We start from the raw sequence: 13070 nt of genomic DNA, 5'->3' as shown, positions 1-13070 counted from the left end.
ATCAACGCATCACTGCAGCGGCTATCCAGCGATAGCCGCTTTTTTGGGGTTGAGAAAAGTATGTGCTAATAAACAAAAAAGCCCCGGCACATGGCCGGGGCAGAAATCAGCATTGAAACAGTAGCGAGCTGAAAGGGGTTAGAACTCGTAGCGGGCCGACAGCCACAGGCGGCGGCCCTCTTCGCTGTTGGCGTAGACATTGCCAAAGCTGGTGCCATTGCCATAGGCGCGGTAGTCGACAAAGTCCTTATCGAACAGGTTATAGATGGTCGCGCTCAGATTAAGCTGATTGGTGACTGCGTAACTACCGCCCAGATGGAACAGCGAGTAGGCTTTAAAATCACCTAAATCGTCGAAGGAAGGCGCGCCCCGAACGCCTTCACGATTACGGTAGCGCTCGCTGCGGTACTCCGCTGAAAGCCATGTGTCCAGCTTCGCAGTGGTTTGCCAGCGCAGCGTGGTATTGATCGCGTGCTCGGGTGTGTCGGTCAGTGGATCACCTTTATTTTCGCCGCTTTGTTGCTCGCTGTCGGTATAGGTGTAGTTGGCACTCAAGCGCCAATCCGTGTTGAACTGATAACCAGTGGCGAGCTCAACGCCCTGGGTGATCGCTTCATCGATATTGACGTCTTGGCCATACAGGCCGTCAGGAATCAGCGGGTCGTTTTCAATCAAGATATCGTTGCCGCTGGCAATCTTGTCGTCAAACTGGTTGTAGAACAGCGTCGCGCTAACGGTGAAGCCCTGTTGATTATCGTAGTGCGCGCCGATCTCGCTACTGGTGCTGGTTTCGGGCTCCAGGTCAGGGTTGCCTATGGTGAGCACCGTGCCTTGGCCTGTTACACCGTTAATGCCGTCGTGCAGGGCATTAAGTGTGGGCGTTTTGTAGCCGCGGCTAATGCCCCCTTTTAGCGTCCACTCCGGCGTCGTGTTCCAGACCAGGTAACTACGTGGGCTAAACTGGCTGCCAAAGGCATCGTGATGGTCATAGCGGCCGCCTAAAGTAAGCGCTAAGTTCTCTTGCAACAGCCACTCGTCTTCAGCAAATAGTGACCACGTGGTTTGCTCAAAGGTTTCCCCTGCCAGGTCGTCGTTAAGTTCGGCATCCCACCACTGCATCCCTACGGTGGTCATGTGATTGCCTAACGGCATGATGAACTTGCTATCGAGCACCGTGTTAGTCGTCTCAAGCTCGCGCGGGTCGCCGCCGACAATGCCGGGAAAACCATCGTAAGCTTCACCGATGGTGCCTGGAATGGTGCGCCCTTTGGTTTCAGTGGTATTGCGCATTAGGCTGGATTCTAAAGTGCCCGACGCAAATCGCCCCGTGTGGCCAATCGCGACTTGCTCACGCTCGAAACGCAGCTCATCAGAGTAGCCAAAGGCTTCGCCGGGTTCGGGGTCGCAACTGCGAGTACGGCCATCCAGCGTGCCCAGCTGGCACTCATCGTTGTTATAGCGCTGCCGGTTGATTTCACCATCAACCCAAAGGTCATTGTCGCCGTTCGGGGTCCAGGTCAGTTTGCCGCCCAGGTTGTAAATGTCGCTCTCGACAGGGCTGGGGCCTCGCTGGCTCACTTCGATCGGGTCACCGTTTTCGTCGCTGTAGACAAGCTCGGATGCGTCGCGCTCATAAAAGCGCCCGCGTAGCTGGACGCCCACGGTATCTTCAATCAGTGGCCCGCTGGTGTAGAGATTGATCTCACGGCGATCGCCGAAGTCACGATCCTGGTTAAAGGTGTTCTCAATACCTACTGAGCCAGTCCACTCACGGCCAACGCGGCGGGTAATGATGTTGATCACGCCGCCCATGGCATCGGAGCCATAAAGGGTCGACATCGGCCCACGTATTACCTCAATGCGTTCAATGCTAGAGACAGGCGGGAAGAAGCTGGTCGAGGTTTCACCAAAGCCGTTAGGCGTCACGCTGCCCGCTGCGTTCTGGCGGCGCCCGTCGATCAGTATCAAGGTGTAGTCGCTGGGCATGCCACGGATGCTGATATTACTGCCCCCCGTTTTACCCACTTGGCCGCCCACATCGACGCCTTCCACATCACGCAGGGCATCGGCAATGCTCGTCACCCGCGTGCGCTCTAGCTCCTCGCGTGTTATCACCGAAATGCTGGCCGGGGCGTCTACCAACGCTTGCTCAAAGCCACTGGCAGAGACCACCATCTTATTAAGCTGAGTGGCTTCTTGGGCATGGGCACCCGTAGATAATGTGGCGAGCGCGATGGCACTGGTTAATGTACGACGAGTGAAGTAGTGCATGTGTATCCCTTGGTAATACGATTTGCTTTCTAATGATATTTATTATCAAGTAGGTTTGTGATTCTAAAAAGAAAAGTTCCTATTTGCGATGCAAATTGTAGGAACGCTCCGTTGCGTAAAATGAAACCTTAAGTGCCTCAATGCGTTGCGTTAAATGGAACGCTCTATTCGTTCAAATAATAGTGCAAGAGTTTTTGAGAATCGTTACTATCTTTCTCTATCTTCTTTGTTCGAGAGAAATCAATGCTGGCTCAAATCACATCGTTAGCCTTCGCCCGTCCCAAGCGCGGGCGCCTGAGCATGGCTGCTGCGTTATTGAATGTTTTATTCATCAGTGCATTAGGCGTGTCTGCCGTGCACGCTCGCACGCTGGAAACGGCGTTTGGCGATGTAGAGGTTGAAGGAACCCCCGAGCGCGTGGTGACGCTTTATGAAGGCGCACTGGACGCCGCCGTGGCGGCAGGTGTGAAACCACTAGGCGCGGTTACCTCCCGCGGTGGCGACAATGTCGCCCGTTATATAGAGCCGCATCTGGGGGATGACCGACCAGCGATCATGGGTGTGGTGCGCGAGATCAATATTGAAGCCGTGCTGGCGCAGCAGCCGGATCTGATTCTGGCGCCAGCGCAACTGGCTGATGAGCAGTATCAGTTGCTTTCCCGCATTGCACCTACGGTGGTGCCACCCACTCAGCCGCTGGCACCGGATAACTGGAAAGCCGAAGCGCGCCTTTATGGCGAAGCCCTCAATCGCCAGGCCGCGATAGAAGACGCCATTGCGGCCGTAGAGCAACGTGCCGCTGAGGTTAGTCAAGCCGTGGACGAAGCAGGGGCGGCTGGTAGTGCTTTCCTTATTCGTTGGATGCCCGGCGGCCCCATGGTGATGTCGCAAAACCTTTTCGCCGCTGGATTGTTAGCCCAAGCTGGGCTGGACGTTCAGGACGGTGGGTTAGTGGGCGAGCGCGGTGTGCACAGCGATGTGCTTAGCCTGGAAAACCTTTCACAAGTGGATGGTGACTGGCTGTTTCTAGCAACGCTCAACGATGATGGTAAAGCAGCGTTGGAGTCGGCTAAGCAGAGTAGTGCCTTTACGCGCTTAAATGTGGTGCAGCAAGAGCGTGTTGTCCCTGTGGATGGCCAGCTCTGGACAAGCGCCAACGGCCCGCTGGCCGCCCAAGCCATTCTTGATGAGATTGAGGCTGCGCTGTTGCCGTGAGGGTTTCACAATTCGCAACCTTAGCCGTTAAAAGAGCTAACCCGCGCACGTTAATGCTGTTCCTGCTCACCGCCCTTGTGGCGGTGAGCCTCGTTAGCCTGTTGATCGGCGCGGGCAGCGTTGGCCCCGGTAGAGCCATGGCGCTGTTAAGCGGTTCCCAAGACAGTGAAGCACACTTTATTGTCTGGGAATTGCGCGCACCGCGAACGTTAATCGGCATTGTGGTGGGCATGGCATTAGGCGTGGCGGGGGCGCTGTTACAAGCGGTGGCGCGTAACCCGCTGGCTGAGCCAGGCTTATTAGGGGTGAGCGCGGGCGCGGCCTTTGCCGTGGCACTGGCCTTGGTGTTGGGGGCCAGTGCGGCCACGCTGCGTATTTCCGTTGCCCAGTTGGGCGCCTTGATGGGTTGCGTGTGCGTATTGAGCGTGGCGCGTTTTCGCGGTGTGGGTAACGACCCTATACGGCTCGTGCTTGCTGGCGCTGCGTTTTCGGGGCTACTGGCGTCCCTCACCTCGTTGATACTGCTTTATGACCAGCGCGCCGCTGATGAAATTCGCTTCTGGGTCATTGGCAGTTTGGCTGGCCGCCGCTTGGACGACCTGCTCTCGGTGCTGCCCAGTATGCTGGTCGCTTCCATTATCGTATTACTAATCGCCCGGCCGTTAGCCGCGTTAGCACTGGGGGAACGGGTTGCCTCGGGGTTGGGCCACCACCCCAACCTTATTCGTTGGTTGGTGGTTGCTTGTGTGGCGCTCTTGGTCGGCGCGGCTACCGCTATTGCAGGGCCCATCGCGTTCGTTGGACTGGTCGTGCCGTTTGTTGCGCGCGCGTTTGCCGGGCCAGATATTCGTCGCACGCTATGGTTCTGCCTTCCCATTGGTCCTTTGATGGTGTTGTCGGCGGACATTGTATCTCGTGTCGTCGTGGCCCCTTCAGAACTGCCGCTGGGCGTACTCACCGCGCTATGCGGTGCGCCCGTGCTCATAGCGGTGGTGCGTGCACGCCGTTTGCCGATGCTATGAGTGGAACAATGAAACCTACCCCAGTCCGCTCTTCTGCTCTCGATGCCGCTTCTACACGACCGGCTCGTATCTCCATTTCGCCACCCCAAGGCTATTGGCGCTTGGCCTGGCGAAGCCGCCATGGCGACCAAAGTGTGCTGCTGGAGCGGCGTGCGGTAACGGTCAATGCGAGCTTGTTAGGCGCGTTTCTGTTGGCCAGTGTGCTCTACCTGAGCCTGGGGAGCGTCAACGTCGCCCCGATGGGGGTGTTGCATGCGCTGTTTGGCAAGGCGGATATGATGGCGAACTTCGTGGTGCAGGAGCTCCGCCTGCCGCGGTTAGCCGCCGCCGCTTGCACCGGTGCGGCCTTTGCCCTGGCCGGCATTTTAATGCAAACGTTAGCCCGCAATCGCCTGGCGACCCCCGGCATTATCGGCATTGATAATGGCGCGACGGCGTTTGCGGTGGCCTCTATCGTAGGCATCGGCGTTTCCATTGCGCCCCCCGCCATGGCATTAGCCGGGGCGACCACCGCCGCGGTGCTCACGTTTGGCTTGGCGGCGGGCAGCGGCACCCAGGGTTATCGCTTTATCGTTGCGGGCATTGGCGTTGGTGCCGTGTTTGGCGCTGTCACTCAGCTACTTCTCGCTCGCGTGGCGATCGACACCGCCAATGCCGCCTACCCCTGGACCGTCGGTTCGCTCAATGCCCGCCCCAGCGGCGCGCTACAACTGCTGATGTTTGGGTTAGTGCTAGGTTTGATCACAGCGCTGATGTTAGCTCGTTCGCTTACGTTGCTACGTTTTAAAGATGCCACCGCCAGTGGTTTAGGGGTCAATGTTAAACGCCGTCGATTAGAAGTGTTGCTGCTTTCGGTGGCGCTGACCGGCCTGGCCGTCGCGGTGGCAGGGCCTGTTGGCATGGTGGGGCTGATTGGCCCAGAGATTGCCCGCTCGCTGTCGAGCTCGCGCGGAGTGCCGATTACGGCGGCAACGCTGGCAGGGGCCTTGGTGATGGTGCTGGCTGACCTGGCCGGGCGCACACTGTTGGCGCCGATTGAGATTCCGGTCGGTATTGTCACGGCCGTGGTCGGCGGGCCGTGGTTACTTTGGATATTAATGCGTCCTCAACGGAGCTTTACATGAGCCAACCTTCCAACTCTGCGTTACCGTCACTGTCGACCCAATCACTCGGCATGAGCTATGGCGCCCGGCAGGTGATCAACGGCTTGGATATCGCTCTACCCAGCGGCAAAGTGACCGCGATTGTGGGCCCCAATGGGTGCGGAAAATCGACGCTACTGGCCGGGCTTGCGCGCCTGCATAAACCTGATAGCGGGCTGGTATTGCTGGACGGTGGCGATATTCAACGCCTGCCCACTCGCCAGTTAGCCACTCAGCTGGCGCTGCTGCCCCAAGAGGCCGTAGCGCCGGAAGGCTTGACCGTGACCGAACTAATCCGCTTTGGCCGCCAGCCCCACCAGGGCTGGTTGCGCCAATGGTCGGCGGAGGATCAGCGCGTGGTTCAGCATGCACTGGCAGCCGCAGGGCTTGAGCCGCTCGCGGACAGGCCAATTGATGCGCTTTCCGGCGGCCAGCGGCAGCGCGCCTGGATTGCCATGACCATCGCCCAGCAAACCCCGCTGTTGTTGCTGGACGAGCCCACCTCCGCACTGGATCTAGGGCATCAGATTGAAGTGTTTGAGTTGGTCAAACACCTTGCTCACCATGGCCGCACCGTCGTGATGGTGTTGCATGACCTTGCCAGTGCCTGTCGCTATGCCGACCATCTCATCGCCATGCGCGAAGGGCAGATTGTTGCGCAAGGACCGCCCGCGCAGGTGGTGACGCCTGATCTAGTGCGCACGCTCTATCAAGTCGAGTGCACGCTACTTATCGACCCCGATACCGGCAGCCCCTTGTTGGCCAACGTGAGGCGCTGTTCAGAGCCCGCTTATTAGGCCATCAGCCAAGCGTGGCACGATCAATGTCTGCTAAAAGCGGATGCCCGCTAGAGATAGCGAGGCTATTTCATTACTCTAATGCCTCGATAATCACTCAGTAAGGAATACTTGTGTCCTCTCCTGCACACAGTTTTCAAGCCTTGGTGCGCCTGCTGCGCTATGCCAAAGGCTACCGGCGGCGCATCATGGCCGCCACCGCTTGTTCCGTTATCAACAAGCTGTTTGATATTGCCCCCGAGATTTTGATTGGTGTCGCCATTGATGTGGTGGTCAACCAAGAGCAGAGCTTTGTGGCGAGTTTGGGATTTGAAACGCCTCAGCAGCAGATCACCATGTTGGCAGTGCTGACGTTCGTTATCTGGGCAGGAGAATCGCTGTTCGAGTATCTGTTCCAAATCCTCTGGCGCAACCTGGCCCAGCGGCTACAGGCAGATATGCGACAGGATACCTACGAGCATGCCCAGCGCCTCGATATGGCGTTCTTTGAATCGAAAAGCTCCGGCCAGCTAGTGGCCACCATGAACGATGACGTCAATCAGCTTGAGCGCTTTCTGGACGGTGGCGCCAATGCCTTGATTCAGGTGGTCGTCACGGTGATAGCAGTGGGCGCGGTGTTCTTCGTGCTTTCACCGCTGATTGCGCTGTTGGCATTTACCCCGATTCCGCTGATTATCTGGGGTGCGTTCTTCTTCCAGCGCAAGGCCGGGCCGCTGTATAGCGATGTGCGCGAGAAAGTGGGGGATCTGGCCAGCCGGTTATCCAACAACCTAAGCGGCATTGCCACGATTAAAAGTTTTACCAGCGAAGACCGCGAAGCCGAGCGCCTGCGCGATGCTAGCGAAGCCTATGTTGAAGCCAACCGCCGCGCGATCAAGGTTAGCTCCGCCTTTATTCCGGTCATCCGCATGGCGATTTTGGCGGGCTTTCTCGCCACCTTTACCGTTGGCGGCATGATGGCACTCAACGGCTCGCTGAATGTTGGCGCTTACGGCGTGCTGGTGTTTCTGACCCAGCGGCTGCTCTGGCCACTCACCGGCCTGGCCCAAGTGATCGACCTGTTTGAGCGCGCCATGGCCAGCACGCGGCGCATCCTTGATCTGCTCGAAGTGCCGATTACGGTCAAAGACGACAGCACCACACCACTCGCTCAGCCGGTGCGCGGCGAAGTGACCATCGACAATGTGAGCTTTCACTACGCCACCAGCTTAGTCGGGGTCGATGGTATTCACCTACACGTGCCTGCAGGGAACACCCTGGCGCTGGTGGGAGCGACCGGCTCGGGGAAATCGACGCTGATCAAACTGCTGCTGCGTTTTTACGACCCGGAAAACGGACGAGTACTCATCGACGGCCAGCCGATTATCGATGTCAGCATGAACTCGCTACGCCAATCGATTGGCCTGGTTAGCCAGGACGTTTACCTGTTCGAAGGCAGCATTCGCGACAATATCGCCTACGGTAAGCCCGATGCGGATGAAGCTGAAATTATCGACGCCGCCAAAACCGCCGAGGCGTGGAGCTTTATCGAAACGCTGCCCCAAGGATTGGATACACCGGTAGGGGAGCGGGGCGTGCGGCTTTCCGGCGGCCAACGCCAGCGGCTTTCTCTAGCCAGGGCGCTGCTTAAAGACCCGCCTATTTTGGTACTGGATGAAGCCACCAGTGCGGTGGATAACGAGACCGAGGCGGCCATTCAGCGCTCGCTCAAGCGCATCGCCCATGGCCGCACGGTGATTATGATTGCCCACCGGCTTTCGACCATCGTGCATGCCGATGAGATCGTGGTGATCGAGAAAGGCCAAGTGGCTGAGTGGGGCAGCCACTCAAGCCTACTGGTGGCTAACGGCCACTATGCCGCCCAGTGGCGCGTACAAACCGGCGAAGCCCAGGCGGGGGATGTAGAAGCACTCAGTCGTTAATCTTTAACTGTTAACGACTACCGATTAACTATTACCTATTAACTAGGAGCGCATTGAGGGTGACGGGCACATGCTCGTCAATCTCCTTATAGCCCAGCATCGACAGCACGGTACGCACCGTGCTGTTGGCCATCAAAGCACGGCCATCCATTGCCATTGGCTCCGCGTGAGTCACGCGTATTGCATTTAGTCCTTCCCGGGTAAAGCGCAGCGGCACGGACTCCTGCTGATTAATCATGTCAGACTGAACGCGAAAAGTTAGAGTCTCGACCAGCGATTCGCCAATATCCAAACCGTCCAACCGCTCTGGCGGCATTTGCGCCTCTAGCGTCACCAAGGTGGTGTTCGCCAGCAAGCCTACCCACGGCGGAAGCTCGCCAAAGCGCTCCAGCACATCGGTTTGGCTGAGCTTTAACGGTAAGCGCAGGGTGCCATCGCTGGAGATATCACCCTGCAGATCGCGCACCTGATGGTGATGAGTTTGCGGTGCTTCGCCGTTCAACTGTGTAATCGATGCCTGCACCCGCGACTGGCCAGGATCAAGCTGCCAATCAGCGTGCACGGGCAGCGCCAACAATAAGGGGAATAGAGCAATCAATGCTTTCACAGCGCGTCTCCGCATAAAGAACTACTCACCAGACTGCCCAATCCCCATAAAGTGCCGTAATGACATCAAGATAGCGCAAAGGGGCTAGCCTCACCCGGCCACATTCGCTATGATATGCACGCTTTTCGGGCCTATAGCTCAGTTGGTTAGAGCAGGGGACTCATAATCCCTTGGTCGTAGGTTCAAGTCCTACTGGGCCCACCATTAAAATCAGTAGCTTAGCAGTTTTCTCTGGTGAGTCCCCTACTCCAAGGGTACAGTTTCGGTACAGTGCCGATCTTTCAGACCCTGGAGATTTCTTGTGGCCACTATCGTCAAGACCCCTTCTGCAACCTGGAAAGCCGTCATCCGCAAGTCGGGTTGGCCCACCATCGCTAAAACTTTCCGTACCAAACGCGACGCCCAAGATTGGGCACGCCGCACTGAAGACGAAATGGTGCGCGGCCTTTATATCCAGCGTAGTGCCTCAGAAAGAATGACGCTTGAAGCAGCGCTAAAGCGCTACTTGGCCGATATCACACCTACCAAGAAACCCAGCAGCCAGAAAAGTGAACGCCTCAAAGCCAATACGCTGATCGAGCATTTGGGTAAATACTCTTTAGCAGCTCTTACGCCAGAACTGGTCGCCAACTACCGTGACAAGCGTTTAAACAGTTTGGGACGCCGAGGTGAGCTAATCAGCCCCAATACCGTGCGCCTTGAGCTTGCCCTGCTTGGCCACCTATTTACGGTTTCAATTCAAGAGTGGGGGCTGGGCCTGACCTATAACCCTGTTCAGAATATCCGCAAGCCTAGCCCAGGGGAGGGTCGGAGTAGACGTCTTGATTCCGAGGAGGAGAAGCGGCTGTTCGCCGTGTTACGCCAGCACAGTAACCCTATGCTGGCATGGATCGCCAGAATCGCCCTAGAGACAGGTATGCGCTCGTCGGAGATCCTAACCCTCACTCGCTGCCAGGTAGACGTTAAACGCCGCCTAGTGCGCCTTACAGACACCAAAAACAACGAAGCCCGCCTTGTGCCGCTAACTCAAGCCGCGACAGAGGTGTTCAACCAGGCCCTGAATAACCCAGTGCGCCCACTCGACTGTAACCTGGTGTTTTTCGGTGAGCCCGGCAAAGAAGGCAAACGAGGCCCTTACGTCTATACGAAGGTGTGGAATCAAGCCAAGAAGAAGGCAGGGCTTGATGACTTTCGCTTTCACGATTTAAGGCATGAAGCTGTCAGCCGGTTGGTAGAGGCTGGGCTATCTGATCAGGAGGTGGCTGCGATCAGTGGGCACAAGTCCATGCAAATGCTGAGGCGATATACCCACTTAAGGACGGAGGATCTGGTCGCAAAGTTAGACCAAATATAAGGCAACATGCCAAGTCTCAAAGGTGCTTGATTGTGGAAAAAATTCTATTACTACCGTTATATCTGCTGTCTAACTCTACTTCCTCCTGTTTTAAGTCAGCCTGTTTCAGCCTGGCGAAAAGTATTAGGTGGAATGTCATGTTTTGTATCGTATTCCGTATTGTATTTCGTACTGTATAGAGTGTTTATATGAAATAAGCGGATAGTAGAAAGATAGGTATGTGTTTTTTAATAAGAATAATAATATTATTATTCTTATTATTATCTCCATGGTTTGGTCTGAGAAGGTGGTCTGATAAAAAATTGTGTTGTTTTACTGTTTTTTGTTAATTTATTGATTGGGTTGTGTTTTATTAATCTTTACGGGAGAGTGTGCTGGTCAAAGCTATATATCTTGAAAATCAATTTGTAGTATGTTGATTTATCTTTGTAACTTGCTTAGTTGAGCTTTTTCTTTGATTGGTTAGCATAAACTTCGTCTGTATTCGACTAATGAGTGCTAACCATGACTGTAGATGATTATCTTATCGCTCGATTCGGTCTTCTAATGAGCATAACTGACTTGGCAGACCTGCTTGGTCGCTCACCAGATGGCATCCGTGTCTCCCTATATAGCGATACTGAGGTTTCAAGAAAACTGAAGCCGACGATGGTGAAAGTTGGTCGGCGTGTTTATTTTAGGACGCTTCAGGTTAAAGACGCTTTAAGTCTGGACAGCTAATGAGTGTTCAAGCAATTACCTGGGCCTTACAACAGCAAATTGTAGCTGACGCTGGTGCTCGTCATGTCCTAATCGGATTAGCTAATCATGCAGATAATAAGGGGAGACATGCATTTCCTAGTGTGAGTTTGCTGTGTAGCTATACCGGACTAAAGCGCCGGACCGTACTGGAGAAGCTTAAGCTGTTGCAAGATTTAGGTGTTATAACCAGAGGGAATCAACGCATCGCTGAAACAATTATAGAGCGTGCTGATCGGCGCCCTGTTGTCTACGACATACAAATGGATTTTGAAACTTATGGAAAAAAAGATTGTGACGAGAATGAGGTTGTAGAACGGGATGTAAATGCTGCACCCCGTGATAATTCACGGGGTGCAGAAAAAATCCCTCGTCCTGGTGACGGGGTGCAGATGGCAGCAGTACGGGGTGCAGGATCTGCACCCGAACCGTCCTTAACCAAAAAAATACACACACACTTAGAAAGTTCATTAAACCAATCCCGTGACAAGTATCGGCTGAATTATGAGTGGGAGCCTAATCTTGAGATGTTTTATGAATCTTGCCTCCGCCGAAACATGAGTGAAGTTGTTAAGCCAAAGTCTGAAGAGTTAGCAAATTTTATTGGCTTCTATTCTGAAACTGATAGATGCCACACGGAAAGAGGTTGGAACGATCTGCTTGCACGCTGGTGTTCAGATAATCGAAAAAGAAAATCGAACAAAAAAGTGACTGAAAATAGTGGGGTGAAAAAGGGGGCATTGCTTAATGGTGAAAAGCAACAGCCATTTAATAAGGAGTCGATGCTAGGTCGTCAAAGCTCAGAAAAGAAAAGTAGAGCATTGCCACAAGCCGAATTAGCTGAGCGTCTGGGCCAAAAAAGAGCTGACGCCATCGTCAAGCGTTATGGCAGCGATAAGGTTGGAGCTCCTGCCGTAGAAGAAATGCGCAGAACCCTCCGTACATAGAATTCGAGCGGCGCGGAACGGGGGTGATGGCCCCGATCGCGCCTAACCACGGCTGCCTGCATAGGAGGCATACATGGCTAACAGGCAGGGTATCACACCCACCTACACCGACAGTGGTCTGTCACGGCTCTACCGGTCACACGCAGTCGAACAGCACGCTATCCAGAGTGAGATTCGAACTCTGGTGATCATTGCCGGTTACGCTTGCGATTTTCTCACCGAAGGATTGGAAGCCCTTCCCGAAGATTTCTTCACCTGCATCGAGGAGATGAAAGAGGTCATGGAATCCATCGATCTGAAAAGTCTGGATTTTGAAAAACGGTCACTCACGCTTCAGAGAACAAAAAGGCGACTGGAGGCCAAGGCGACCCGTCAGCATCATCAAAAGGAGATCTGCTCATGAGCAACAAAATTTCGTGCGCACGAAAAATGGCCGGTATCGCCCTCATGGCCACCACCGGTCTATCGCAGCCAGCCATGGCAGGCGGGGTTCCCGTCATAGACACGTCGAGCCTGGCCCAGCAGTTCCTGCAAGTAGAGCACATGCTGAGCCAGATCGAACAACTGCAAGACCAGCTCGAAACGGCCAATAGGCAACTGGACAGCATGAGCGGTTCCCGTGGCCTGGCTGGCGTCATCGACTCGGCCTATGACACCGCCGTGAACGTCGATCCTAACCAGGTGCTGAGCAACGCCGGCATCAGGAGCGCGAACGAACACGGTTTATCCGGTGACGTGGCGGACCTGTACGACAGCGGCAACCAGAACACAGCGACTTGGCTTGGCCAGTCCCAAAAGTCCCTGGAACAGGCCCAGGAGCGTTTTAGCGAGCTGACCGGACTAGTGGGCCAGGTCAACAACAGCCCGGACCAGAAGGACGTCCTGGACCTCCAGGCCCGTATCGGTGCTGAGGAAGTGATGCTGCAAAACGAGATGGCCAAGCTGTCCATGCTTCGTTCGCAGGCCGAGGCTAGCCAAGCCATGCACAACCAGCGAGTGCAGCAGATGCGCGTCACGTCATCAGGGGAACCTTTCGAGCTTGATTGGTAAGGAGG

The 13070-nt window shown here is 55.2% G+C and carries 12 protein-coding genes and 1 tRNA gene; 11 read left to right on the top strand and 2 right to left on the bottom strand.

Features of this window, described 5'->3' with window-relative positions; translation table 11 throughout:
• Positions 1 to 138 precede the first annotated feature (138 nt).
• Positions 139 to 2271 carry a TonB-dependent receptor domain-containing protein gene (locus tag HZS80_RS10230; RefSeq protein WP_179916026.1) on the bottom strand — a complete coding sequence of 711 codons (2133 nt, stop codon included), beginning with the start codon at positions 2269 to 2271 and terminating at the stop codon, positions 139 to 141.
• Positions 2272 to 2514: 243 nt separating this feature from the next.
• On the opposite strand from HZS80_RS10230, the gene HZS80_RS10225 reads away from it, so the two are divergent.
• The 5 genes from HZS80_RS10225 to HZS80_RS10205 all read left to right on the top strand — a co-directional run bounded on the left by HZS80_RS10225 (position 2515) and on the right by HZS80_RS10205 (position 8369).
• Positions 2515 to 3486, top strand: a complete 972-nt coding sequence (locus tag HZS80_RS10225) for an ABC transporter substrate-binding protein (RefSeq protein WP_374730578.1) — start codon at positions 2515 to 2517, stop codon at positions 3484 to 3486.
• A gap of 53 nt (positions 3487 to 3539) precedes the next feature.
• A complete protein-coding gene (locus HZS80_RS10220; RefSeq protein WP_179916063.1) occupies positions 3540 to 4508 on the top strand; it encodes a FecCD family ABC transporter permease in 969 nt (322 codons plus the stop codon).
• A gap of 8 nt (positions 4509 to 4516) precedes the next feature.
• On the top strand, positions 4517 to 5632 hold the full coding sequence (locus tag HZS80_RS10215) for a FecCD family ABC transporter permease (protein WP_246361919.1): 1116 nt from the start codon (positions 4517 to 4519) through the stop codon (positions 5630 to 5632).
• On the top strand, positions 5629 to 6447 hold the full coding sequence (locus HZS80_RS10210; protein ID WP_179916024.1) for an ABC transporter ATP-binding protein: 819 nt from the start codon (positions 5629 to 5631) through the stop codon (positions 6445 to 6447). The genes HZS80_RS10215 and HZS80_RS10210 overlap by 4 nt, the downstream gene beginning before the upstream one ends.
• 113 nt (positions 6448 to 6560) lie before the next feature.
• Positions 6561 to 8369, top strand: a complete 1809-nt coding sequence (locus HZS80_RS10205; protein WP_179916023.1) for an ABC transporter ATP-binding protein — start codon at positions 6561 to 6563, stop codon at positions 8367 to 8369.
• 31 nt (positions 8370 to 8400) lie between these two features.
• Here the strand turns inward: HZS80_RS10205 and HZS80_RS10200 are convergent, their stop codons facing one another.
• Entirely contained in the window at positions 8401 to 8991 is a 591-nt protein-coding gene (locus HZS80_RS10200; RefSeq protein ID WP_179916022.1) for a hypothetical protein, read from the bottom strand.
• Positions 8992 to 9103: 112 nt separating this feature from the next.
• Here HZS80_RS10200 and HZS80_RS10195 point away from each other — a divergent pair.
• The 6 genes from HZS80_RS10195 (at position 9104) to HZS80_RS10170 (ending at position 13065) form a co-directional block, all read left to right on the top strand.
• Positions 9104 to 9180, top strand: a tRNA-Ile gene (locus HZS80_RS10195).
• Between the two features lie 97 nt (positions 9181 to 9277).
• Positions 9278 to 10330: a site-specific integrase gene (locus HZS80_RS23855; protein WP_179916021.1), complete on the top strand. Its 1053-nt coding sequence runs from the start codon at positions 9278 to 9280 to the stop codon at positions 10328 to 10330.
• A 504-nt stretch (positions 10331 to 10834) separates the two neighbouring features.
• Positions 10835 to 11050 (top strand): plasmid-related protein, encoded by a 216-nt coding sequence (locus HZS80_RS10185; RefSeq protein WP_179916020.1) that lies wholly within the window; start codon positions 10835 to 10837, stop codon positions 11048 to 11050.
• Entirely contained in the window at positions 11050 to 12015 is a 966-nt protein-coding gene (locus HZS80_RS10180; RefSeq protein ID WP_179916019.1) for a helix-turn-helix domain-containing protein, read from the top strand. The genes HZS80_RS10185 and HZS80_RS10180 overlap by 1 nt, the downstream gene beginning before the upstream one ends.
• Positions 12016 to 12088: 73 nt before the next feature.
• Entirely contained in the window at positions 12089 to 12418 is a 330-nt protein-coding gene (locus HZS80_RS10175) for a hypothetical protein (RefSeq protein WP_179916018.1), read from the top strand.
• On the top strand, positions 12415 to 13065 hold the full coding sequence (locus tag HZS80_RS10170) for a TrbJ/VirB5 family protein (protein ID WP_179916017.1): 651 nt from the start codon (positions 12415 to 12417) through the stop codon (positions 13063 to 13065). Before HZS80_RS10175 ends, HZS80_RS10170 begins: the two co-directional genes overlap by 4 nt.
• Positions 13066 to 13070 lie beyond the last annotated feature (5 nt).

The sequence above is a fragment of the Vreelandella glaciei genome (genome assembly GCF_013415125.1).
Classification (GTDB): Bacteria; Pseudomonadota; Gammaproteobacteria; order Pseudomonadales; family Halomonadaceae; genus Vreelandella; species Vreelandella glaciei.
The sequence above is the reverse complement of the archived record's forward strand: the minus strand, read 5'-3'. Positions and strand labels throughout refer to the sequence as shown.